At 54.1% G+C, this 23,073-nt stretch carries 21 protein-coding genes and 1 tRNA gene; 8 read left to right on the forward strand and 14 right to left on the reverse strand.

The window, feature by feature from the left end:
- Positions 1–34: 34 nt before the first annotated feature.
- The 6 genes from ACN0XZ_RS09340 to ACN0XZ_RS09365 form a co-directional block, all read right to left on the reverse strand.
- On the reverse strand, positions 35–1,153 hold the full coding sequence (locus ACN0XZ_RS09340; RefSeq protein ID WP_417457468.1) for a DUF2336 domain-containing protein: 1,119 nt from the start codon (positions 1,151–1,153) through the stop codon (positions 35–37).
- Between the two features lie 287 nt (positions 1,154–1,440).
- Positions 1,441–1,941: a flavin reductase family protein gene (locus ACN0XZ_RS09345; protein ID WP_417457469.1), complete on the reverse strand. Its 501-nt coding sequence runs from the start codon at positions 1,939–1,941 to the stop codon at positions 1,441–1,443.
- Between the two features lie 74 nt (positions 1,942–2,015).
- Positions 2,016–2,936 (reverse strand): flagellin, encoded by a 921-nt coding sequence (locus tag ACN0XZ_RS09350; protein ID WP_417457470.1) that lies wholly within the window; start codon positions 2,934–2,936, stop codon positions 2,016–2,018.
- 11 nt (positions 2,937–2,947) lie between these two features.
- The gene (flgK, locus tag ACN0XZ_RS09355) at positions 2,948–5,068 is read right to left on the reverse strand and encodes a flagellar hook-associated protein FlgK (protein WP_417457471.1); all 2,121 of its coding nucleotides are present in this window, start codon (positions 5,066–5,068) and stop codon (positions 2,948–2,950) included.
- Entirely contained in the window at positions 5,058–5,213 is a 156-nt protein-coding gene (locus tag ACN0XZ_RS09360; RefSeq protein WP_417457472.1) for a hypothetical protein, read from the reverse strand. The genes flgK and ACN0XZ_RS09360 overlap by 11 nt, the downstream gene beginning before the upstream one ends.
- 150 nt (positions 5,214–5,363) lie before the next feature.
- Positions 5,364–7,007 (reverse strand): EAL domain-containing protein, encoded by a 1,644-nt coding sequence (locus ACN0XZ_RS09365; RefSeq protein WP_417457473.1) that lies wholly within the window; start codon positions 7,005–7,007, stop codon positions 5,364–5,366.
- Between the two features lie 172 nt (positions 7,008–7,179).
- Here ACN0XZ_RS09365 and ACN0XZ_RS09370 point away from each other — a divergent pair, with 172 nt between their 5' ends.
- The gene (locus ACN0XZ_RS09370) at positions 7,180–7,719 is read left to right on the forward strand and encodes a S24 family peptidase (RefSeq protein ID WP_417457474.1); all 540 of its coding nucleotides are present in this window, start codon (positions 7,180–7,182) and stop codon (positions 7,717–7,719) included.
- Positions 7,720–7,802: 83 nt separating this feature from the next.
- Positions 7,803–9,041 (forward strand): hypothetical protein, encoded by a 1,239-nt coding sequence (locus tag ACN0XZ_RS09375; RefSeq protein ID WP_417457475.1) that lies wholly within the window; start codon positions 7,803–7,805, stop codon positions 9,039–9,041.
- A gap of 12 nt (positions 9,042–9,053) precedes the next feature.
- Here ACN0XZ_RS09375 and ACN0XZ_RS09380 read toward each other — a convergent pair.
- A tRNA-Leu gene (locus tag ACN0XZ_RS09380) sits at positions 9,054–9,140 on the reverse strand.
- A gap of 189 nt (positions 9,141–9,329) precedes the next feature.
- Here ACN0XZ_RS09380 and ACN0XZ_RS09385 point away from each other — a divergent pair.
- Positions 9,330–10,346 carry a hypothetical protein gene (locus tag ACN0XZ_RS09385; protein ID WP_417457476.1) on the forward strand — a complete coding sequence of 339 codons (1,017 nt, stop codon included), beginning with the start codon at positions 9,330–9,332 and terminating at the stop codon, positions 10,344–10,346.
- A gap of 14 nt (positions 10,347–10,360) precedes the next feature.
- Here the strand turns inward: ACN0XZ_RS09385 and ACN0XZ_RS09390 are convergent, their stop codons facing one another.
- Positions 10,361–11,113, reverse strand: a complete 753-nt coding sequence (locus ACN0XZ_RS09390) for a competence/damage-inducible protein A (protein ID WP_417457477.1) — start codon at positions 11,111–11,113, stop codon at positions 10,361–10,363.
- 157 nt (positions 11,114–11,270) lie between these two features.
- On the opposite strand from ACN0XZ_RS09390, the gene ACN0XZ_RS09395 reads away from it, so the two are divergent.
- The 3 genes from ACN0XZ_RS09395 to ACN0XZ_RS09405 are packed head-to-tail and all read left to right on the forward strand — an operon-like array spanning position 11,271 to position 14,174.
- On the forward strand, positions 11,271–12,374 hold the full coding sequence (locus ACN0XZ_RS09395) for an S-(hydroxymethyl)glutathione dehydrogenase/class III alcohol dehydrogenase (RefSeq protein WP_417457478.1): 1,104 nt from the start codon (positions 11,271–11,273) through the stop codon (positions 12,372–12,374).
- Positions 12,374–13,213, forward strand: a complete 840-nt coding sequence (gene fghA, locus ACN0XZ_RS09400) for an S-formylglutathione hydrolase (RefSeq protein ID WP_417457479.1) — start codon at positions 12,374–12,376, stop codon at positions 13,211–13,213. The genes ACN0XZ_RS09395 and fghA overlap by 1 nt, the downstream gene beginning before the upstream one ends.
- Positions 13,214–13,223: 10 nt before the next feature.
- Positions 13,224–14,174 (forward strand): proline iminopeptidase-family hydrolase, encoded by a 951-nt coding sequence (locus ACN0XZ_RS09405; RefSeq protein ID WP_417457480.1) that lies wholly within the window; start codon positions 13,224–13,226, stop codon positions 14,172–14,174.
- Between the two features lie 73 nt (positions 14,175–14,247).
- On the opposite strand, the gene purB is transcribed toward ACN0XZ_RS09405, so the two are convergent.
- The gene (gene purB, locus ACN0XZ_RS09410) at positions 14,248–15,549 is read right to left on the reverse strand and encodes an adenylosuccinate lyase (RefSeq protein WP_417457481.1); all 1,302 of its coding nucleotides are present in this window, start codon (positions 15,547–15,549) and stop codon (positions 14,248–14,250) included.
- A gap of 139 nt (positions 15,550–15,688) precedes the next feature.
- On the opposite strand from purB, the gene ACN0XZ_RS09415 reads away from it, so the two are divergent.
- Positions 15,689–16,999: an amidohydrolase family protein gene (locus ACN0XZ_RS09415; protein WP_417457482.1), complete on the forward strand. Its 1,311-nt coding sequence runs from the start codon at positions 15,689–15,691 to the stop codon at positions 16,997–16,999.
- 1 nt (position 17,000) lies between these two features.
- Here ACN0XZ_RS09415 and ACN0XZ_RS09420 read toward each other — a convergent pair whose 3' ends face one another.
- The 5 genes from ACN0XZ_RS09420 to sfsA form a co-directional block, all read right to left on the reverse strand.
- Entirely contained in the window at positions 17,001–17,498 is a 498-nt protein-coding gene (locus ACN0XZ_RS09420) for a CYTH domain-containing protein (protein ID WP_417457483.1), read from the reverse strand.
- Positions 17,499–17,514: 16 nt separating this feature from the next.
- Positions 17,515–17,961 carry an NUDIX domain-containing protein gene (locus ACN0XZ_RS09425; protein ID WP_417457484.1) on the reverse strand — a complete coding sequence of 149 codons (447 nt, stop codon included), beginning with the start codon at positions 17,959–17,961 and terminating at the stop codon, positions 17,515–17,517.
- Positions 17,962–18,052: 91 nt separating this feature from the next.
- Entirely contained in the window at positions 18,053–18,745 is a 693-nt protein-coding gene (radC, locus tag ACN0XZ_RS09430) for a RadC family protein (RefSeq protein WP_417457485.1), read from the reverse strand.
- Between the two features lie 12 nt (positions 18,746–18,757).
- Positions 18,758–19,588 (reverse strand): type I methionyl aminopeptidase, encoded by an 831-nt coding sequence (gene map / locus ACN0XZ_RS09435; protein WP_417457486.1) that lies wholly within the window; start codon positions 19,586–19,588, stop codon positions 18,758–18,760.
- A gap of 54 nt (positions 19,589–19,642) precedes the next feature.
- Positions 19,643–20,353 carry a DNA/RNA nuclease SfsA gene (gene sfsA / locus ACN0XZ_RS09440; protein ID WP_417457487.1) on the reverse strand — a complete coding sequence of 237 codons (711 nt, stop codon included), beginning with the start codon at positions 20,351–20,353 and terminating at the stop codon, positions 19,643–19,645.
- 482 nt (positions 20,354–20,835) lie between these two features.
- Here sfsA and ACN0XZ_RS09445 point away from each other — a divergent pair, with 482 nt between their 5' ends.
- Positions 20,836–23,025: a TonB-dependent receptor gene (locus ACN0XZ_RS09445; RefSeq protein WP_417457488.1), complete on the forward strand. Its 2,190-nt coding sequence runs from the start codon at positions 20,836–20,838 to the stop codon at positions 23,023–23,025.
- Positions 23,026–23,073 lie beyond the last annotated feature (48 nt).

The following is a 23,073-nucleotide window of genomic DNA, read 5'->3' on the forward strand; positions in this document are numbered from 1 at the left end:
GAGCGTGCCCCTATTGCCCCCTATAGGCCCGGCATCACCCCACCTTCTCTAATTCTTCAATAGCCTCTTGATAGGCGTTGTCTCGTTGCCAAACCTGAAGTGCTCCCTTTGCATTGGCTTCAGATGTGGCATCAAAAAGCGCCAAGATATCTTTCAGTACGCCGGGAGACTTAGCCGCCCCACCCTCGCGTGCCTGAACAACAAGCAGATAAATGCTGGTAAACTGGTTGCGGTCGATCCCCACAGCTTTCGCGAGGATGGCAAAGCTTTCGCCGCCCTTATCGGTAAAAATGCGCCACGCGGTGCGAAAGTTCACGCCGCCCAACTCCGCGAGACCCGCGACAAAAACAGCTACCCGCTGTTGCCGCAGTGAATTCACCAAAAACTGGATTGTCAGCTCGCCATTTTCCACCATCCGGCGCACAAGCTTTTGAGCCCGCACGTAAGCACTCTGCTCATCGCCCTGGTCAACCAAGACTGTGCTGGCCGCCCGCCTGACAGCCTGCTCAAACAGGAGCGGGTCAACTTCATAATCTGACAAAATACGTTTGCGAAGCGCCGCCGACACCCACCAATACATGCGGTAAGCCAGATCCCCCGGCAGGTCTGACCGCTGCAGGAGCGGCTCCTGAAAACGGTCTACACGGCGAGATTCTGCTACAAGATATTCCATCGCACGCTTGGATATTTGCGTATCATGATTGTTGAGGAGCGTTTCAATCACATCTTCGCTGCCATATTCAACAAGCGCGTTGCTCACCTGCTCGGAGACATCATCACGCATAGCAATGGCCATGCGGTGCTCATCCGTCCGCATGCGAATAATTTCAATAAGGTCTGGGTCTTTCAAAAGGGCGCTCCGTTCCAAGAGTGGCCGGGCAATCTCGATATCGTCATTGGCAAGCATCTTTGCGATCTCAGGCAATTCAACGCCAGACAGCGACAGTGAACTGGAAAGCTCTTTCCTGATGTCTGCCTCAACCTGGCTCACGAGCTTGCCAAGGATGTCAGACATCAACGCACGTTCATGCTCGCTCAGACGACCATCGTCCGACAAAAACAGGTCCGTAATATTCTCAACAAGGCGCGCGCGTCCCTCCGAGGATTTATTCCTCGCCAACAGCAACAGCTCTTGCAGTTCCTTACTGACCAACAACCGTCTCCCGGCTAATTCTGGTACAAGTTGTTGTACCCGCGGGGCCAGAATAAACCCGACCCAAAACCCCTAGCAGAAATAAGAATATAGAATCTTAACTAAGAATCAACACCTTAGAGCCAACACTTAATCCTGCACTATGTAAAAACCCGCGCAAAACACTATATATCGAATCACAATGATTCGCAGAGTCAATATATAGCGATTCGAGAGTCGCATTTTTTTTGCCGACTCGAAAGTGAATTATCGCCTATTTGGGTAAAAAGCCGGTAAATGGCCTAATTTTACGGGATGGGAGTGAGTGTCGCCCAATTGCCGTCAATGTAACAGAGCGGGTCAGTAAGCTCTGTATCGCTTGAGCGGATCGTCTCGATATTACCGATGACAATGGCGTGGCTCCCGGCATCCAATATGCTCTCGACAGAACAGTCGAAGCTCACAAGCGCACTTTCAAGAAGTGGCGCACCGCTCACGCTTGTGAGCCATTCACCATCATTGAACCGCTCGGTCTCCGGCTCGCCATTGAGGCCTGCAAACCGCATGGCAAGTGCCTGATGCTGGCGCCCAAGCACATTTACCCCCAGAGTCCGGCCTTTGGAGACGATGTCATAGGTTACCCCTTGCCGGTTGATGCATGCCAACAGGCGCGGCGGTTCTGCGGACAGGGACGTCACCGCTGTTGCGGTCAAGCCTGCCCAAACGTCACCGTCTGCCGCAGTGACAATATTCACCGCACCACCAAGGCGGCGCATTCCATTGCGAAATTCTTCAGCAGAAACCGGCATCATGCCTCCTCAAACGTCAGGGACGCCCAATCTATATTGAGGAGCAGGAATTGCAACGATGTTCGGGGCCAATGTTACAGGAAATTGAGGAGCGACAGCTGCGACAAGGACCCGATAGCGCGGTACGATGCCTCAAGCGCAACCTGATCGTTATTGAGCCGGGTCACCGCCTCCGCGATATCAACGTCCTCAAGGTCAGAGATGAACGTTTCAAGGAAAACGGCCGTGTCCGCGTGCTGGTCATCAACCACCTCAAGGCGTTCATAGGCGAGGCCATTTGACACGTGAATCTGGCGCAGATTATCGATCGCTGTATCAAGGGACGCAAGCTGCCCCTGAAGGAAGGTAAACTGCGCTTGCGATAGCTCGCCCTGAAATTCTTCCGTATTCACATCAAAATCATAGAGGTCCAGCATCTCCTGAAAGATGCCGCCCGCGACATCATCGGCGAGCAAACCAAACTCAAGGTCAACACCATCTGCAATGCGGGCTTCAAACGCCACATTGCCGTTGTCAAACGCCTCGGCTACAGAACCGAGCCCGGCAAGTGCTGGCAGATCAGCCACATTAACAGGCTGTGAGCCCGTTTTCGCGCCAGAGAACAGATAGGTGCCGTCAAAGTTGGTGTTCAGCGAGTTCACGACAAACTTGAACGTCTGCCCAAGCATTTCGGAGAAACCTTCCGCCTGCCCGTTCGCGAGCGTGGTCTGGATAGTTTCTTTCATTTTGTCCATGGCGCCGAGGATACCCTCAAGCTGCACATCATTGGCATCCAGCTTGCCCCGGATGGTCGCGATAGTTTGCTGGTAAGTATCAACCCGTGATTTGAAGGACCGCGCGCCAAGAACTGTACCGGTTTCACCTGCAAGACCACGATATTCATCTGTCTTTTTACCGGTCGCGATCTGGCGTTGGCCATCAAACAGCTTTTGCTGGTTGTTCATGATACTTCTGATCAGAAGCTGCTGCTGCCCAAAAGAAGAAACTCGAACCATCTATCTTCTCCTTACACCACCGCCAGAAGGTTGTCGTACAGCTCCTGCACGCTTGAAAGCACACGAGCCGCCGCACTATAGGCGTTCTGGTAGACCACCAGATTGGCTAATTCTTCGTCCATATTCACACCGGACACATCCGCATTGCGCTGCGCCACTTCCTGCTGCAAGGCGATATTGTCTTCTTCCAGGTTCTGGGCTCGCTGCGCTTGAAGGCCCGCGTTCCCGAGGAAACGCGCCACATATTGGCTGAGGGTCACATTGCTGGCCTTCAACTCACCTGCGGCGGAGAAACTCACGAGGCTTGTCTCCAGCTTCTGGAACGCAAGAGCACCGCGCTGGTCACCGTCTGTCAGGACAACATCACCGATCGCCCCTGTGGTATCAAATACCGCGAGCGCGAGGAGGTTGGGGTCAGCCTTAATTGCGGCATCAATCTTCACATCACTCGCTGCATTGGCCTTGTGCTGGTCTCCAATACCGAAAGCCTCGGTGAAGCTGATACCCGTGCCATTGATGTCGGTCGTATCTGACACAACCTCGAGCTTGAGGTCGGTATAGTTCGCTGTTTCCGAATAGGTTAGCTCGCCATTTGAACCCAATGTAAAGTTGAAATAGTTGCCAAGCCCGGTGGCGCCGCTATTCATCGCTGTGATGATATCGCTATAGCTTGTGGTCGACCCCACCGGAATTGAAACCGTGGCAATCTCGGCACCCGACGCATTCACCACCCGGTAGGTTGTGCTTTCGGTCGACCCCATATTGTGATCTTCCGACCCATCAAGACCGGTATCGTAAACACCACTTGCACCGGCAGACATCAAGTCATTCATGCCAAAGAAGTGGCTAAAGCCACGACCGCCACGATCGCTCGGTGCTGACGCATCATCGGCAATCGCAACACCGTGAGCCGCGTTTGTTGCCGTAAAGCTCATCACCCCATTGGTAAGTGCCAGCGTCCCTGCCCCGCCAAGCGCGGTATTCACCTGGCTAACCAAAGCATCAAAGTCTGCAGGGGGCGCGGAATCGAAATCAACTGTAACGGACTGCACAAGTTCGTTGTCCGCATCAACAACAGCAAAGGTCACGATACCGGAAAAGCCGGTTTGCTGTGCACCATCAACGAAAGTCTGCTTGCCTGTCAGCTCATTGGGTGGTGGCACAGCCGTAAACTGGTTGTGGATCGCATTAAATTCATCCATCAACCTGCCTGACATCTCACCAAGCGAGAGTGACAAATCAACGAGTTGCTTGTCCCGCATTTCTATAAGCCCAGCAAGCTTGCCTGACCGAATATGAGAAGCCAGATCACGGCTTGAGGATTTCTGCTCAAGCGTCTCTGCATCAACCCGGAAAATGTTAATAGGCGGGAAGTCAGTCCCCGGATCAACAATACCCGGCGCGTCATACTCAAGCTGCAACAGGGATGAATCGTAAAGCGGGTAGCCCGACTGGGTCGTGACCGTCACTCCACCGGAAGGCGCGCGATCCACCTTGATATCAATCAACTCTGACAAGTTGCCAAGCGCCTGCGCCAACTGCCCTTCAAGGCCGCCTGTTTCCTCGCCCAGCGCGCGCTGACGCACGAGAAGTGGGTTAAGCTCGGCAATCCGTTGAAGCTCAGTGTTAATCTCGGTCACTGTCTCTGATATCTGCTGGCTCGCGTCGGCCCTCAGTGTCTGAATTTGCTCATGAAACAGATTGATCTGGCTCGTGAAGCTTTCCACCTCGGACAGCATTTGCTGCCGCCGGAGAACATCCGCAGGGTTCAAAGCCAAATCAGCCATCGCCTGGAAGACCTGATCCATACGAGCTGAGAGTGAGCTGTTAGACGCCGGGTCGCCCAGCACACCTTGCAAGCGGTCATGAAACTCGCGTTGAACTGAAAATTCTGCGGTATTTGAACCCGCCGTGCGCAGTGCACTCTCGAGGAAGCGGTCAACCACCCGCTCGATCTCAGAGATATTGACGCCAGCGGACGCCCCCTGAAGCACATTCGCCTCAGTTGACACCCGCAACCGCGAGTAGCCTTCAGTATTCACGTTGGCGATGTTGTTTGACGTTACGCGGATGGCGGACTGGTTGGTGAACAGACCGCTCAGGGATGTGGTTAGGATTCCATTAAGCGTCATGGCATACCTCCATCATCTCACCCGGTACTGAGAAGGCAAATAGTGCCGCAGCTGCCAAGCGCAACCGGGTAAACCTGATCACAGGAAGGCAAATCTCTTCCTTCGCAGCGTTGGTACCCTGAAGTCTTTTCTCTTTGAAAAGCATAAACTTAGCGCTCTTTCTCATTCATCTGATCACACAGCCATCGGCGCAATAACCTGCTGGCTCACAAGAGAAAAAGCAAAAGCTGTGCCAAATAAGGAAGTTAGCAACGCAGGGAACAACCGTTCAGGAAAACACGGCTAGAAAGAGACTTTAGGTTCTGTCAAAAAAATGCAGAACCTCATCCACAGGCGCAGGTTTACCGTAGAGCCACCCTTGTGCATATTTCACGCCTATCTCCTCAAGGAACCGGCGCTGTGTTTCATTCTCAACGCACTCCCCTACGGTCTCGATACCAAGGCCGTTGCAGAGTTCCGCTATGGAGCGGAGGAAAGAGCGGTTTTCAGCATCCTCAAGGCCTTTGCGGATGTAAACACCATCGATTTTAACACAATCAACCTTCAACACCCTCAAGTACTGAAGCCCTGCCGCGCCCGCACCAAAATCGTCCAGGCTCACCTTGTGGCCAAAATCCCGGATACGCCTGAGGATACGGTTCGTGGTCTCGAGATCATCAATCTGGCTAGATTCGGTAAGCTCAAACATCAATTGGTCACGGATATCGCTACAGTCCTCCAGCACACGAAAGAAATGCCGTAAGAACCCTTGCGACTGGATGGAGTGTCCGGAAATATTCACCGCGACAGCGATATTGTACCCTATCCTACGCATGCGCTTGATCAGCGACACCACCTTCAGGGTCATCGCAAGATCAAATTCGTGAATGACGCCCACGTCTTCCGCGAAACACATAAACTCAAATGGCGAGCCAGCAAAATACTGGCCATCAAACCGCGCCAAAGCTTCAAAATGATGTAGGCTTCCGTCATGGATATTCACGATAGGCTGAAGTGCCACATCAAATTTTTCCTGAAGTACAATCAGCTTAAAAGCTCTCAATTGCTCCTTCACACGCTCCAGCCGTTTTTCATATCCGCCGGTCAGCGCCTGCATTGTCGTGACTTGTTTTGAACTTGCGGCCCGCTTCATGGCATACACAGCAGCTTTCACAGCATCCGCTTCGGAAATCCCGTCCGCACCGGCAACTGTCACATAGTTTGCTTCGTTCCGGCCTTGGATGAAGGCTCCCCGCACCGCACTTGTAAAACCCTTGTTTGCGGCTTCTTCTGCTACCTTTTTATCTTCCCCATGCCCGTGATCCTCGGCGTGCGCTTTTCGTTTTACGTCAGATAGCGCCGCAGCAGCGCTATCTGAGGCCGCGTCGCTCAGCAAACGATGTAAGGCCCAGAGGCTGGCCTCAGCCGCGTGCTCTGAATTTTTGCTATCCAGCCCCGCAAGCTTCAACAAGGCATCCACCACATTGCCCCCGACACCCTCGGCATAAGCGGAAAGCCTTTTTGCCAACTCGCCAAAATCTTCCTTGGAAAACTGCCGCGGCGCGCTTGAGCCAGGCCGTCTGTTCTCGCCGAACGAGAGCTGGCCATGAAATGGGGCGATGGACATGTAGATCGAGCCGGCTTGCTGATCTTTGACACAGTGCAGCTCGATCGAACCGGTGGCACCGTCATCTTTCACCACCCTAAGCGGCAATGGCCCGACATGAGGTGCAGACTTCAACTTGTGCAGCGCCAGTTTCCAGATGGGCCCATCTTTAGGGTGGAGATATCGAGAAAATGCCTGACCACAAACCGCACCTGCATCCGCACCCAAGTGTCGCTCTACATTGCCTCTTGTAGCGACAATCTCCCCGTCACCGTTAAGCTCCAACACCACAGGAGCCAAGGCACCAAAAAGCGGCGCCAATCTATCCAACTTCAAACTGTTTCTATTTTCCATACAGTTGCCGCCCCCGGCTACCCCACGCTGAACCGTAACAGTGTCCGTTAGGATGAGCAATATGAAGGATATCTAAGTCGATGGGCCTGTTTCCCAGAAAAACACATCTTTACAACTTTTGCGCTTTATCGGCATCGCTAAATCTGCATAATAGAACAAAAGGAGAACAAATATGCGCAACCATCTAAAGCCCGTCCGGCGGCAGCGGCAGCTCGCTTCACACAACATCAACAGCCAGCCTGTGAGTGGCAGCGTCAAGGCACAACCCAAAAGCCCAGCCTTACCAACAATTTCCTTCAGCCATCACCACAAGAACTGGTTTTCACGCGGGCGGAAAGACCTCCCCATATTGGGCAGGGCCCAGGGCGGAAATGACGGCAACATCGTGATGGAAGAAGGGGCGATCGACTGGACATCAAGGCCAACCGCGCTTGACGGTATAGACGACGCCTTCGCGGTTTATGTAACCGGCGACAGCATGGTGCCAAAGTATCAGGCGGGCGACCTTGTTTATATCCACCCGCACAAAGCGCCAAGGAAGGGCCGTTTTGTGCTTATTGAGATGGCTGGCCATAAAGGCCTGATCAAACAGTTTGAGAAGTGGGACGGCGACACATTGGTTGCGCAACAGTTCAACCCTGCAAAGGAACTGCGTTTTAACCGTTCAGAGGTCCTCAAGGTAATGCTGATTATAGGGAGCATGGACGCCTGAACGTCTGAATATACACTGCGCCCTTGATTTAAAGAGAGCAGATACGGAATATGCGCGCGAACAACATTTGGTGCGTGGATATCATGGCTGATTTGCAATCGATGGATGAGGTGCTTGACGAGATTTTCGCGTCATATATGCGGGTGAAGAGCCAGCATGTGGGACGGTATGACCGCGAATTTCGAAACCCGCACCATTTGATTGCTCTGGCAGATGCCCTCACATATCTACCCGCGCGTGACCGCACCATCCGTATTACAGGCAGCAAAGGCAAAGGCACCACAAGCAGGCTTATTGCGGCGTATCTGCATCGCGCTTTGCCGAGCGACAAAGTCGGGCTCCTTGTCTCGCCGGAAGAGTTCACTCACCTCGACCGTATGCAAATAAACGGTGTGCCGATAACGGAAAACGTTTTTATATCGCTCTATAACGAGCTTCGCCCCGAACTTGCGGGCATACTACGCACTACCGGTGCTGATGGGTATCTCTCCCCGTCCGGTGTTTTCATGCTGATCGCGCTGGCCTGGTTCGCCAGGGAAGATGTCGACCATTATGTGCTTGAAACCGGCCGCGGTGCAAAGTTCGATGAAGTTGGCCAGATTGAAAGCACCGTGAGTGTGGTCACCAGTATTTTTCTGGAGCATGCCACCAACCTCGGGCCGACGCTGGACGACATCGCAGCCGACAAGCTCTCGGTCAGCAAGAACTCTGATCTATTGGTTTGCCCGCCGGGCATCGCGAACACCTATCCATCCGTCATCCATTGCCCGGTTGCGCAGCTATTGCCGGAGAAGGTCGATACTCGCTTGCCACTATGGCTCATAAAAAATGACCAGCTCGCAAGAACCGCCGCAAGCGAATACCTCGCACGACACGGCTCAAAACTCTCAGGCAGTGGTATCGAGCCAAAATCCCCCTCCTTCCTGTGGACTAAACTATCAGGATGCCGTGTTCTCATTGAAGCGATCATCAGCGCCTCATCAGCTGATGAACGGCTATACGCTGCACAATTCAAAGGCCGTAACACCCATGTACTCGCCTCCCTACCAGACGATAAAGATCGGGACCAGTTGCTCGACCTGTGGAACAGGCAGGGGCTGCATTGCAGGGAGATAGCCCTTAGCGGCACACGCGGATACCTGAACTACGCCAAGGCGAAAAACACCCCCGCCTTCCTGTGCGAACTGGCATTCAACGCCCCTGAACGCATGCATGAAACGGTTAAGCAGTACATTCGCACCCATCAGCCCGATGTGCTTTACCTTGCAGGTACACAAACATATGTACGCCTCGTGAAACAGGCGCTGAAAGACGTGCTGTAGCGATTTGGTAAGTGGTACCCGCAACCGGACTCGAACCGGTACGACCATACGGTCTCAAGATTTTAAGTCTTGTGTGTCTACCAATTCCACCATGCGGGCACATGATCATGCGGCAGGAACAGATGGCCTTATAAACCAAATAAATCCACGAGGACAACGCCCTTCTGCTCCGACGCAGACATTTGTTGTGCATTCTTAAACAAGAGATAGATGTCAGCGTCTGGGATGCTTATATTCTATGGTTGCCAGATATCGGTTTCGTCAACATCAGGACCTACCACCCGCCCTATGACAATAAGATTCCCGCAAGCTCACGCGTTTGATTGCATCGGCCCAAATAAGCAACAACAGATGCTATCTGACAGGTTTCTGACGCCGAACATCGAAAACATCATGGCGGGAATAGCCAAAATACGTGCGAGGATTGACGAACATTTCGAAACACTAAAGGCAAAAGCCCATAGCGAGCCACAGGCCGATCATCTCGCCGGGTTGATTGATATCAAGATGTATCCTTACGGCTTTTGCGAGCGCATTCGCGATATGGTCTGGAACAGCCTTCACACCAGCCTCAAGAACCCAAACGCAGGCCAAGGACACTTTACCGAACTCCGGACCTTCATACATGAAGGTGGTCTATTCCGTAAAATCTGGGGCGAACTTACCCATGGCCCCTATTTTCAGAATGCTATTCAAGTTGGCAGCTACTATCTCGACGCATCAAACGACACGGTAGTGACCACAAAACCGAAATTGGAAATCCTTCCACTCGCGCAGACCAATTTTCAGAACATTGATAGTTTTGAACAGTATTTCGATGTGGCATCCACCTATTACCAATGGGAAACCTACCCCAACAGCTTTCTGCCCAATCTCGCCCCCCTCTACCCGGGCGTTGCTATTCACAAACAATCCAAAGCCATGCTCATATGCGATGTTCCGCTGCCGCTCATGTTTAAAAATATGGAAAGCCGGGGTCAGATGGCGATGCGCTTCCTGAAGCATTCAAGTTACACGAAGAAATCAATGCCTTCACAGTATCTGGATCTGCTCACCAAGCATCAAAACACTATCTGGAAGAAGCGGAACCAAAGTGTCGTCGCCGCACACCCCGCTGGGTTCGAACTATTTCCCGCGAACGACAGCAAGCAAAAAATTGCTGATGCAGTGAGACGGCTGGAAACCTGGATAGCTGAAAACCATCATCTGGCCGAATATGAAAAGGCACTGGTTAAATTAGACCGCAATCGGAAAATATTCGACCGGTCACTGAGACGGTACACCACGTCAAGGCCATCACCCTAGCCTCGCATAGGTCGTTATTCGATTTCTGTCGGACCTTCAGTTGCAAAGGCGTTCTCACGGCAGAAGGTACGAAGCGCGTCCATCGCTGTGCTGACCGCCGCCTGATCGGGGCTTCTGATCACCACCTGCGCGCCAACACCCGCATGATAAAACGGATAACTGCCGATGCTTACACCGCCGTGTGCCGCCTGCAGCGCACCAAGGCCATCAGCGATTTTGCTTTCCGCCACATGGATGGTGAGCGCCTGCGTCCAGACCTTTCGCCCGCCCTTAAGGAGCGGACGCAAATCCTCAAGCATCGCCTGCATAATCTTGGGCACACCCGCAAGAATGAAGACATTCTCAATGCGAATGCCGGGCGCTATGGAGACCGGGTTGTCTACCAACTCGCCCCCTGCGGGCACACGCGCCATGCGCTGCCGGGCTGGCGTGAAATTCTCTGCGCCATAATAGGCTTCCATCCGGGCATAGGCTTCCTTATGGGTCACCACAGGAACGCCAAAGGCAGCCGCAATACTATCGACCGTTATGTCATCATGGGTTGGGCCAATACCGCCCGTTGTGAACACATAATCGTACCGGGCTCTGAGCGCATTCACCGCATCTGCGATCTCACCTTCAATGTCCGGCACAACACGTACTTCCGCGAGCTGGATACCTGCCTCATTCAGCCATGTGGCAAGGTAGGAGATATTCTTGTCCTCGGTGCGGCCAGACAGTATCTCGTCGCCGATAACAAGCAGGCCAGCTTTAACGTCGTCAGGCATAAATTCTCCCGTCTTATTGCGGTTTTCTTGAAGGCTTTGACATAATTCTTTAAACCAGAATTCAAGAAGGGTTGCACTCTAATCGGTCAATCGGTTTTAGTACACTCAGATCTGGTCATCGGATCACAGAAAAACATCAGTTATAGAGGGGACCATCATGAAAACACGGGCTGCAGTAGCATGGGGCGCGGGGAAACCACTTTCCATCGAGGAAGTTGACCTTGAAGGCCCCAAAGCGGGCGAAGTTCTCGTGGAGATCAAGGCAACCGGTGTGTGCCACACGGATGCATTCACGCTCTCGGGCGATGACCCGGAAGGCGCCTTCCCTGCCATTTTGGGCCACGAAGGCGCGGGCGTCGTGCTGGAGGTTGGCGAAGGCGTGAAAAGCCTGAAGCCGGGTGACCACGTGATCCCCCTTTATACGCCTGAGTGCCGAGAGTGTGACTATTGCCTGCACCCCAAAACCAACCTTTGCCAAGCCATCAGGGAAACACAGGGCAAGGGCGTGATGCCGGACGGCACCAGCCGTTTCTCGATCGACGGCAAACCGATCCTGCACTATATGGGCTGTTCCACTTTCTCGAACCACACTGTGCTGCCTGAGATCGCGCTCGCAAAAGTGCGGAAGGACGCCCCGTTCGACAAAATCTGTTACATCGGCTGTGGTGTCACGACCGGCGTTGGCGCTGTGGCGTTTGACGCGAAGGTAGAACCCGGTTCAAACGTGGTCGTGTTTGGCCTTGGTGGCATTGGCCTCAACGTAATTCAGGGCGCGCGCATGGTTGGCGCCAATAAAATCATCGGTGTTGATATCAATAACGACCGTGAAGCCATGGGCCGCCAGTTTGGTATGACAGACTTCATCAACCCCAAAGAATGCGACGTGATGCAGGCCATTATGGACCTCACAAACGGCGGCGCAGACTATAGCTTTGAGTGCATCGGCAACGTGAACACGATGCGGCAGGCGCTTGAATGCTGCCATAAAGGTTGGGGTGAAAGCATCATCATTGGTGTGGCTGGCGCAGGGCAGGAAATCTCCACCCGCCCCTTCCAGTTGGTTACCGGGCGCGTATGGCGCGGCACCGCCTTTGGTGGCGCGCGCGGTCGCACCGATGTGCCCAAAATCGTGGATTGGTACATGGACGGCAAAATCAATATTGACGACCTGATCACCCACACCATGCCGCTTGATAAGATCAACGACGCTTTCCACCTGATGCACGAAGGCAAGTCCATCCGCTCAGTGGTGATGTACTGATGACATTTGAGGTTATATCAGAGACTGCCTGTTTTGGCGGTGTACAGGGATACTATAAACACACCTCGGAGACGCTTGGGTGCGAGATGCGGTTCTCCGTCTTCTCGCCCCGGCAATCGCGTGAGGGCCGGGTGCCGGTGTTATGGTACCTCTCCGGCCTCACCTGCACGGAAGACAATGCAACGGTAAAAGCCGGTTTCCAGCGCGCCACGAACGAGCTCGGGCTTATGGTCATCTGCCCTGACACCAGCCCGCGCGGCGATGAAGTGCCGGATGATGATGGGTATGATTTCGGCAAAGGCGCTGGGTTTTATGTGGATGCCACGGTGGCGCCATGGGCAAAGAACTTCCGGATGTATAGCTACATAACGGAAGAACTACCCGCGCTTGTTGCTGACAAATTCCCGGCAGATATGGCAGCCCAAGGCATCACCGGCCATTCCATGGGCGGGCACGGCGCGCTCACAATTTTCCTCAAAAACCGGGGCCGCTATAAATCTGTCTCAGCCTTTGCGCCCATTGTCTCACCGATGAACTGCCCATGGGGCGAGAAGGCGCTCACAGGCTATATTGGCGCTGATCGCACAGCATGGGCTGACTATGATGCCTGTGCCCTCATGGAAAAATTTGGCGCCGTAGATACGGAAATCCTGATTGATCAAGGCCTTGCGGATAACTTCCTTGAAGGCCAACTGAAGCCAGAGCTATTTGAAGCCGCATGCCAAAAGGCAGGGCAGAAGCTCACGCTCCGCAAACATGCGGGCTATGACCACAGCTATTTCTTCATCTCCACCTTCATTGAAGACCATTTGCGGCACCACGCCGCCCAACTCAGCTAGAGGAAACCCCATGCGGCGCCTGCTTGTCACCGGACTATTTGCCCTCCTGGCTTTCACGAACCCCTCGTTCGCGCATCAGGACCCTGAGATCGCGGGTTATATTGAGGTTGACGGCGGGCGCATCTGGTACCGGCTGAACGGCAGCGAACACTTGGGCAAAAAACCTGCCATTATCATGATGCATGGTGGCCCCGGCGGTACGCACCGCTCCAACATGCCTTACGTGGCACTCGCGGATGAATACCCGGTGATCCTGTATGACCAGCTTGGCACCGGCAACTCAGACCGGCCTGAGGGTCGTGACGGCTGGACAGTCGAGCATTTTGTCGGAGAGATCGACCAGATCCGCGCCAAGCTCGGGCTGCAGGAAGTGATTATCGCAGGCCACAGTTGGGGTGGCACGCTGGCTGCAGAATATGCCGTCAGGCGCCCTGAAGGCTTGAGGGCCGCAATCCTCTCAAGCCCGCTGATTTCCACACACCAATGGCTTGCAGATAACCAGATATGGATTGACCAGCTACCGAAGGATGTGGCTGCCACCATTCGCCACCATGAAGCAAACGGCACCACCAACACCAAAGAATACCGCGCCGCAGAAGCGGAGTTCTACAAACGTCATATGTGCCGCACGGAGGGATGTCGCCAAAGCCGCTACCGCACCGACGGCCCCAAGGGCAACAAGGCAATGTATGAATATATGTGGGGGCCATCTGAGTTTTTCGCGCCCGGCACACTGAAGGACTATGATGTCAGTGAAAGGCTTCCGAACATCAATGTACCGACCCAGATGATCTGTGGCGAATTTGATGAGGCTGCCCCAAAAAGCTGCAAAAAATATGCTGGCATGGTTGAAGGCGCACAAACGCTGATCGTGCCAAACGCAGGGCATGCCACCATGGGCGATAATGAAGAGCTGTACATCACATCCGTGCGCGCGTTTCTCCGTAACGCCCTTAAATAGAGCTCCTGACCCGAAATGTAAAAAGGGCGCCCAATTTGGCCGCCCTTTTTCATACGCTCGATATAGAGGTGGGCTATTCGCCAAACACACGCTTGAAAATCGTGTCCACATGTTTGGTGTGGTAATCCATGTTGAACAGCTCCTCAAGCTCTGCTTCAGACACCTTGCTCGTCACAGTTTCGTCGGCCTTCAGAAGGTCAAGAAGCTGCAACTCACCCCGGCTTTCCCAAACTTTCATCGCATTGGCTTGCACGAGGCGGTAAGCATCCTCGCGGCTCACGCCCGCTTGCGTCAGCTCAAGAAGCACACGCTGGCTGTTCGGAAGGCCGCCCATCTTGTTCATGTTATCCAGCATGTTGTCTGGGTACACCAGAAGCTGATCCATCACATTGGTGAGGCGCGCGAGGCTGAAATCTAGCGCGATGGTCGCATCAGGGCCGATATAGCGCTCGACACTTGAGTGGGAGATATCCCGCTCATGCCACAGGGCCACGTTTTCCATCGCCGGGATCGCCATAGCGCGGATATAGCGCGCCTGCCCGGTAAGGTTTTCTGTGAGGATGGGGTTTTTCTTGTGCGGCATGGCGCTAGAGCCTTTTTGGCCTTTGGAGAAATATTCCTGCGCTTCCAAAACTTCCGTACGCTGAAGGTGACGAACCTCAACAGAAAGCCGCTCAATACAGCTCGCAATCACACCAAGTACCGCAAAATACATGGCGTGGCGGTCGCGTGGGATCACCTGCGTTGATACAGGTTCAATCTCAAGGCCCATTTTCTCGGCCACATGCTCTTCCACATAAGGATCGATATTGGCGAATGTGCCAACAGCACCAGAGATCGCGCAGGTCGCTACTTCCTTGCGGGCTATTTTCATGCGCTCAAGGCAGCGGTCAAACTCAGCATATGCCTGCGCCATCTTGAGGCCAAAGGTTACAGGTTCTGCGTGAATGCCATGGCTGCGACCAATACAAACGGTGTATTTATGCTCTTCCGCGCGGCGTTTCAGGACCACCAGCAGCTTTTCAAGGTCATCAATGATGATATCCGCCGCTTGCATCAACTGAACAGACAAACACGTATCAAGCACATCGCTCGAGGTCATGCCCTGGTGCACAAAGCGCGCTTCGTCACCCACATGCTCAGCCAGATTGGTGAGGAAAGCGATCACATCATGCTTCACTTCACGCTCGATCTCGTCAATGCGGTCGATTTCCCACTGGCCCCGCTCCCACACGGCTTTCGCGGCGGCTTCCGGTATACGGCCAAGTTTTGCGTTTGCGTCACACGCATGAGCTTCAATCTCGAACCAGATACGGAAGCGGTTTTCTGCCTCCCAAATGTCGGTCATTTGTTTGCGGGCATAACGAGGGATCATGGGGCGCGCTCCTCACACAGAAAGAAATATCTAAAAACTGCCGCTCTGCTAGCAGAAAGCTCGGCTCATCGCAAGTTCCCTTGACAGCCTCTTTCCCGCCCGCGAGCATAATCACAACTTATGGGAGGGAGATTTTTTCATGCGCGCACTTATTGCACTCGGCCTCAGCTTTCTGATCACGCTTCATTGTAGCGCCACCACCGTCTTCACGAATGTGACGATTATTGACGAAGTCAGCGGCAAAGCCATCGACCGTATGGCTGTGCATGTGGAAGGTGACCGCATTATTGCTGTCACCAGCGATGCTGCCCCGCGCCCCTTCACTGAAGACCTGACGATTATTGACGGCACGGGCAAATTCCTCATCCCCGGTCTCACTGAAATGCACGGCCACCTCCCCCCTGCCAGTTGGGATAAAGAACAGACGGAAGAAACCCTGTTTCTCTATCTCGCGGGCGGTGTCACCACGGTACGCGGCATGCTGGGGGACCCGGGGCAGTTTGCTATGCGGGACCGTATCAGTAGCGGCGAGATCGCAGGCCCAACCTTGTACTTGGCGGCACCAAGCCTGAACGGCAATTCGGTAAACTCGGTTGAGGAAGGTGTCGAGAAAACCAAACGGTATGCGGCAGCGGGCTGGGACCTGCAGAAAATCCACCCCGGCCTCACACAAGCGGAATATGATGCGATTGCGACTACCGCAAACGACCTTGGCTACCCCTTTGGCGGACATGTGCCCGCAGATGTTGGCATTGAGCGAGCCCTGAAAGCGGGTCAGATATCCGTGGACCATATGGATGGATATATCGGATGGCTTGGCGGTGATACACGCGAGTTGACGGCGGAAGATCTGGCGCGAGCCGTGACCATCACAAAAGAAAGCGGCACATGGGTTGTGCCCACCCAGGCGCTTTTCAACACATTTTATAGTGGCACAGGAAATGGCGACGCTCTAACCGACACAGAAGTTCAAAAACTTACCGACCGGCCAGAGAACGCCTATATCCCCAAAGCGGCGCTTGAACGCTGGCGTCAAACCGCGATAGCCGCACGCCCGAGCGCGCTCGTCACCAAGAACCGGCAGCGCCTCCTCAAAGCATTTGGGGACGCTGGTGTAAACCTCGCCATGGGCAGCGATGCACCGCAGACCTTCTCGGTGCCCGGCTTTTCTATCTGGCGGGAGATTGAGGTGATGATTGATGCTGGCCTCACACCAGCGCAAATCCTCGAAATTGGCACCGCAGCACCGGGCAGATACTTCAGCGACAAGGACAGCTTTGGCACCATCAAACCAGGCGCACGGGCCGACCTTATCCTCCTGGACGCAGACCCCCGCGAAGATGCCCTCAACCTCACCAAACAGGCAGGGGTGATGGCGGCAGGACGCTGGTATAGTCGCGCGGATATAGACAAACGCCTTGAAGCAATTGCAGCGCGTTACGCGGATTAGATCACTCAGCAACCACAGGCTGACAGAACTCCTCAAACGCATCCCGCCACATGGAGATGGGGTGCGTCGCAAGGGTTGAGTTCTGGAACAAACGGTCCCCCGTCACCTCGCGGGTTACCCAGTCAGGCCTCTCAAAAGCCTCATCCTCATCGTCGAGCTCCACCTCGGCCAGCACAAGTCCCTTGTTCTCGCCCTTGAAGACATCAACGTCCCACACATGGCCGCCATGCTTAACCGCATACCGCTTCTTGATGATGAGAGGGTCCAGCGACTGCATGAGGAGTGCCGACCCTTCAGCCTTGCTGAGCGGGCGTTCAATTTCTACCCGCCGCGCGCCTTTACCGATCTTGAGCGTGAGGATATAGCTGCCTTCTACCTTACGTACACGCAAGGAACGCCCTTCCGCACGCATCAGGTATCCCTGTTCGATAGATTTGAATTTTCTCGGTAGCTTCAGCCGCGCCTTATCGACCAGGAATTTACGTTCGATCTCGTACAAGATAGACCTTCATTCGCTATAGCTTGCCAAAGCGGGCGAAACAGATATGCAACGCATTGGCATAACCAGGTGGAATATCCTTAAACTTAAAGGTGCCCTTTGCACCCTTAAATTCTGCCCAGTTATGCTCGCTGGATAGTGAAATATTTATGTCGCTCGCCTTTTTTTTCAGGCGGCCACTGAAAACCAGCATCAACCGGTCACCAAGCGTCGGGTGGTGCTTTACCCAGCTGGAGATAAATTCAACCTTCTTGACCTTAAGGCCGGTTTCTTCCTTCACCTCGCGCTTAAGCGCCTCAAAAAGGTCTTCGCCTGATTCCACCTTGCCGCCCGGCAGGTCAAAAAGGCCGCTATCTTTGCGCATCACAAGGGCTTTGCCGTCCGCAGACATCAGCACAACCTTCGCAGAAATAGGCAGGTCCTCAAGGGCTTCACGGGTTGAATTTACTTGTTCCCAATACATGTATCTCTCAATCGTTAGACGGCGAGGCCTGGTGCCCTGCCCCGTATGTTCCGTCCCATACCCGCGTTACAGTATCGCGGAGTTTTTAAATCTACATTAAGCCAAGCTCTTTAAAGCTGGATTGGCCTGTTTTCCCTACGATTATATGGTCATGCACACGAATGCCGATCCGTTCGCAGGTATCAATGATATTTTTTGTCATCACCACGTCTGCCCTGCTGGGTGTCGGGTCACCAGACGGGTGGTTGTGTACAAGTATAAGTGCCGTGGCATCAAGTTCAAGCGCACGCCTTACAACTTCTCGCGGATAGACGGCCGCTTCATCAATAGTGCCGTCGCTTAACACCTCGTCTTTCAGAAGGGCGTTCTTCCGGTCAAGAAATAGCACCCTGAACTGTTCCCGCGGGATATGGGCCATGGCACCTTGCAGATAATCCGTCACGGCCGACCAGTTGGACATCACGGGCCGGGTGCTGGCGCCCGCACGCGCGAGCCTGAGTGCAGACGCCTGTACGGATTTGATAGCCGCCACCGCCGTGTCCCCAAGCCCGGGGGCCGCGCGTAAGCTTTCAACGTCAGCGCTAAGCACGCCTGCGTAACTGCCGTAGCGTTCGATCAGGTCTTTCGCGAGCGGTTTCACGTCCCGCCGCGGGATCGCGAGAAACAGGATCAGTTCCAGCAGTTCGTAGTCTGCGAGCGCATCTGCGCCGCCTTTCAGGAATCGTTCCCGAAGGCGTGCCCTGTGCCCGTTCACATGACTTTGTACCTTGGCTTGATCCCCCATCCAGCCTCCGGCTTATCCAGCGGTGTCATAGGGCGGGCAGAACCAACCCTTTGGCGACTTGGTGAAGACCTCATAGCCGTCTTCCGTTACTGCCAAAGTGTGCTCAAACTGCATCGAAAGGGTCTTGTCCCGCGTGACAGCTGTCCAGCCGTCCGCCAGGATTTTTGACCCCGGCTTGCCCGCGTTCACCATCGGTTCAATGGTAAAAAACATGCCAGGGCGTAGCTCTGGCCCGGTACCTGGGCGGCCAAAATGCATCACGCTTGGCTCATCATGGAACACACGCCCGATACCGTGGCCACAAAAGTCCCGCACAACTGAATAGCGGTGCGCTTCCACATGTTGCTGAATGGCATGGCCGATATCACCAAGGCGTGCGCCCGGCTTTACCGCTTCAATACCCTTCCACATAGCCTCAAAAGTGACCTGACAGAGCCGTTCCGCCAGCAGTTTCTGCTTACCCACAAAAAACATGCGGCTTGTATCGCCGTACCAGCCATCAAGAATAACCGTCACATCGATATTAAGGGCGTCACCATCCTTAAGTTTCTTAGGCCCCGGAATGCCGTGGCAGATAACATGGTTGATGGAGGTACAGATTGATTTTGGGAAGCCTCGGTAGTTCAGCGGCGCAGGCACGGCCCCATGGTCAACGATAAATTCGTGGCACAGTCGGTCCAACTCCTCGGTCGTTATCCCGGCTTTCACATGCGGCGTGATATAATCCAGTACTTCAGCAGCCAGCCTACCCGCAGCCCGCATGCCATCAAAGGCCTCCGGCCCATGAATTTTTATTGCACCTGTGCGGGCTTCCGGAACATCTACCGCGTCAACATAGTTCATCGTTCAATCCTTATCCGCCATCTCGGCAGTATCATTACTCGCACTGTACGAGGCTCAAAGCCGAATGGGAAGCGTTCCGGCAACATTGATCGCCTCTTCGCTCAAGTCACAAGTGTAACACAGCAGTTCCACGCCAGCTTTTGCCGCTTCCCCTAACGTCTCTGCGTAAACCTTGTCAATATGTGCGGCGGGCGCGAATACCTCACAGTCCCCACGCTGGACCAGATATACCATCACCGCACGGTGCCCTTCGGCCACCATATCCATCAACTCCCGCAGGTGTTTGGCGCCCCGCGTCGTCACACTATCAGGGAACTGGGCTTCATCCTCTACCCGCAGGGTGACATTCTTGACCTCGACATAACACTTCTGAGCTGCATCTGTGTTTTGCGGGTCTTCGAGCAGTATGTCGATCCGGCTCGCCGTGCCATATTTTACCTCGCGGCGCAGGGACCGATAGCCTGAAAGCTCAGCAATATCGCCGTTCAGGATCGCTTCTTCAACAATCGCGTTTGGCCTGCTTGTATTGATGCCCACAAGCGCCCCATTCACATCCAGCATCTCCCAGCGCCAGTTCAACTTGGCCTTGGGGTTTGTGTTGGGTGAGAGCCATACCGTGCTACCCGGCGCTTTGCAGCCCAGCATTGAGCCGGAGTTGGCACAGTGCGCCACAACAACTTCGCCGGATGGCAACTCAACGTCCGCCAAAAAACGCTTATAGCGCTTGATGAGCGTCCCTTTTTGCAATGTGTGTTCAAATTTCATGGCTGCACCCTAGCGCTGCATGAAAGCCACAATCAAGCCTGTAGATGTGCCAAAGCACTTTATCATGCAATCGATTATCTTGACTCGATAGTCCACTAATGTACGGTGATAAATAGCCCTGCTTAAGATGGGTCAGGTTTCGAGAGAGTTGTGAGTGATGGTTTCCAAAACCATCTCTTTTTTTGCCCGAAATCCACCTAAAAACATTCGTGAAAACAATGAGAGGAAACGCAGCGCTTTCGGAAGGCCAGATAAAATACGCGGGAAATGTCGGTTGCCAAAGTGCAACACTTGTGTGTCCCCCGTGCCTATCTGTTTCAAAATAGAGCGGAATTGCGTCGCAAAACTTTGGTAGCTGTGCAAACTAAAGTCCCGGGCGCCCCCAATAAAACATGGACCGCCAGCCCTCAGATCTGCCGGCCCGGGTGATTCCCATCAATATGACTATAAGAAGCTGCGTACTTCGAATGAGGAAACATACCATGAAAAAAACTTGGTTTAACAATAGCGCGCGCCTTGTTGCTGGCTGCTCTATGCTTGCACTGTCAGCCGGTGCATATGCGCAAAGCGCAGACAGCGACTTTATGCTGGAAGAGATTGTCGTGACGGCCCAGAAGCGTGAACAAAGCCTGCAGGACGTTCCGATCTCCGTATCAGCGCTCGCTGGCGACAAGATTAAAGACTTTGCTGCCGGTGGCGAAGACATTCGCCTTCTTTCAAGCCGCGTACCCGGCCTGAACGCAGAATCGTCCAACGGTCGTGTTGCACCGCGCTTCTACATTCGCGGTCTCGGCAACACAGACTTCGATCTCGCAGCTTCACAGCCCGTATCTATCGTGGTTGATGACGTTGTGCTTGAAAACGTGATCCTGAAAAGCTTCCCGCTCTTCGATATTGAGCGCGTTGAGGTTCTTCGTGGTCCACAAGGCACGCTCTTTGGCCGCAACACCCCCGCTGGTATCGTGAAGTTCGACACCCGTAAGCCAAGCCAGGAGCCTGAAGGCTATGTGAGCGCAAGCTACGGCAGCCTCGGCACTGCATCTGTTGAAGCGGCATACGGCACCGGCCTGAGCGACAAGGTTTCCGCTCGTGTATCCGGCCTCTACACCCGCCGCAATGACTGGATCGACAACGGCTTCAGCGGTGAAGACGACGTGATGGGCGGCTTTGTTGAAGCCGCGATGCGCGCTCAGGTTCTTATTGAGCCAACCGACACCTTCGATGCGCTCCTGAACTTCCACTACCGCTCGCTTGACGGTACGTCTGAAATCTTCCGCGCCAACATCTTCGACGCGGGCTCACATGAGCTGAACGGGAATTTTGATCGCGACACCGTTTACCACGACGATACACACAACAACACTCAAAGCTATGACAGCTGGGGTGCTTCCGCGAAGCTCGTGTGGGACTTCGGTGACGACATGACGCTCACGTCGGTCAGCGCCTATGAAACCACCAAAGGCTGCGGCATTGGTGACATCGACGGCGGCAACACGGGTGGCCCGGGCGTTGTTCCGTTCCCAAGCACAACAGAAGACTGCATCGACAATCTTGACCAGTTCACCGAAGAACTTCGTATTTCTGGCCAGGCAAGCGACGCGCTGTTCTATCAGCTTGGTTTCTTCTACTTCGATAGCGACTTCACTATCCGCACACGTCCGTTCTTCGTGCCTGACTCCACCGTCCGTCACCAGAACCAGACCTGGGCGATCTTTGGTCAGGCAAGCTATGACCTGAACGAGGCAACCACGCTGACCGTGGGCATGCGCTACACTGACGATGAAAAAACCGCTGATGCTTACTCAGGCGCATTCGGTTCCGCTCTCCCAACTGTTGAGCTGAACGGTGACAACCTGAGCTGGGACATCGCGCTCAACCACATCATCAACGACGACCTGTCTGTTTATGCTCGTGTTGCCACTGGCTTCCGCGCGCCAACCATTCAGGGCCGTGACGTTGCTTTCTTCGGCGTACCAACCACGGCAAAAGAAGAAACCATCATCTCCTATGAAGCTGGTTTCAAGGCTGACCTCGTTGAAGGCCGTATGCGCTGGAACGGTGCTGCTTTCTACTACAACATGGATGACCTTCAGGTTACCGCTGTTGGTGGTGGCAACAACAACGTACGCCTCCTGAACCTCAGCCGCGTTGAAGGCTATGGTTTTGAAACTGACCTCGAATTCCTCGTAACCGAAAACTTCACCGTGACGGCAGGCGCGTCCTACGCTCACACCGAAATTTTCGCGAAAGGCGTTCGTGTTCCAGTTTGCGGAACCGGCATGTGTACACCAACAGATCCGCTTGATGCGAAAGGCCGTGCTATCGTTCACGGCAACCCGCTGCCACAAGCGCCTGACTGGACGTTCAACTTCACTGCTGACTACACCGCACCAATGGGCGATGACAGCGAATTCTTCGCGTTCGCTGACTGGGCGTATCAGGGTGATACCAACCTGCTTCTTTATGCAGCAGAAGAGTTCCAGACCACTGGCACGTTCGAGCTGGGCCTTCGCATGGGGTACCGCTGGGCAGATGGCCGTTATGAAGCTGCCGTGTTTGGCCGCAACCTGACGGATGAGAAGAACGTTAAAGGCGTGATCGACTTCAACAACCTCACTGGCTTCGTGAATGAGCCACGGGTTATTGGTGTTGCGTTCCGCGCAGACTTCTAGGTCTTAAAACATTAACTGACATGAAAACGGGGGCCTTCGCCCCCGTTT

It is taken from the genome of Kordiimonas sp. (assembly GCF_048264555.1).
Classification (GTDB): Bacteria; Pseudomonadota; Alphaproteobacteria; order Sphingomonadales; family Kordiimonadaceae; genus Kordiimonas.

Coding starts and splice junctions, on each gene's coding strand:
- ACN0XZ_RS09345 (WP_417457469.1), bottom strand. CDS start 1,941: ATGCCGGTTTCTGCTGAAGAATTTCGCAATGGAATGCGCCGCCTTGGT.
- ACN0XZ_RS09350 (WP_417457470.1), bottom strand. CDS start 2,936: ATGGTTCGAGTTTCTTCTTTTGGGCAGCAGCAGCTTCTGATCAGAAGT.
- flgK (WP_417457471.1), bottom strand. CDS start 5,068: ATGACGCTTAATGGAATCCTAACCACATCCCTGAGCGGTCTGTTCACC.
- ACN0XZ_RS09360 (WP_417457472.1), bottom strand. CDS start 5,213: ATGCTTTTCAAAGAGAAAAGACTTCAGGGTACCAACGCTGCGAAGGAA.
- ACN0XZ_RS09365 (WP_417457473.1), bottom strand. CDS start 7,007: ATGGAAAATAGAAACAGTTTGAAGTTGGATAGATTGGCGCCGCTTTTT.
- ACN0XZ_RS09370 (WP_417457474.1), top strand. CDS start 7,180: ATGCGCAACCATCTAAAGCCCGTCCGGCGGCAGCGGCAGCTCGCTTCA.
- ACN0XZ_RS09375 (WP_417457475.1), top strand. CDS start 7,803: ATGGCTGATTTGCAATCGATGGATGAGGTGCTTGACGAGATTTTCGCG.
- ACN0XZ_RS09385 (WP_417457476.1), top strand. CDS start 9,330: ATGACAATAAGATTCCCGCAAGCTCACGCGTTTGATTGCATCGGCCCA.
- ACN0XZ_RS09390 (WP_417457477.1), bottom strand. CDS start 11,113: ATGCCTGACGACGTTAAAGCTGGCCTGCTTGTTATCGGCGACGAGATA.
- ACN0XZ_RS09395 (WP_417457478.1), top strand. CDS start 11,271: ATGAAAACACGGGCTGCAGTAGCATGGGGCGCGGGGAAACCACTTTCC.
- fghA (WP_417457479.1), top strand. CDS start 12,374: ATGACATTTGAGGTTATATCAGAGACTGCCTGTTTTGGCGGTGTACAG.
- ACN0XZ_RS09405 (WP_417457480.1), top strand. CDS start 13,224: ATGCGGCGCCTGCTTGTCACCGGACTATTTGCCCTCCTGGCTTTCACG.
- purB (WP_417457481.1), bottom strand. CDS start 15,549: ATGATCCCTCGTTATGCCCGCAAACAAATGACCGACATTTGGGAGGCA.
- ACN0XZ_RS09415 (WP_417457482.1), top strand. CDS start 15,689: ATGCGCGCACTTATTGCACTCGGCCTCAGCTTTCTGATCACGCTTCAT.
- ACN0XZ_RS09425 (WP_417457484.1), bottom strand. CDS start 17,961: ATGTATTGGGAACAAGTAAATTCAACCCGTGAAGCCCTTGAGGACCTG.
- radC (WP_417457485.1), bottom strand. CDS start 18,745: ATGGGGGATCAAGCCAAGGTACAAAGTCATGTGAACGGGCACAGGGCA.
- map (WP_417457486.1), bottom strand. CDS start 19,588: ATGAACTATGTTGACGCGGTAGATGTTCCGGAAGCCCGCACAGGTGCA.
- sfsA (WP_417457487.1), bottom strand. CDS start 20,353: ATGAAATTTGAACACACATTGCAAAAAGGGACGCTCATCAAGCGCTAT.
- ACN0XZ_RS09445 (WP_417457488.1), top strand. CDS start 20,836: ATGAAAAAAACTTGGTTTAACAATAGCGCGCGCCTTGTTGCTGGCTGC.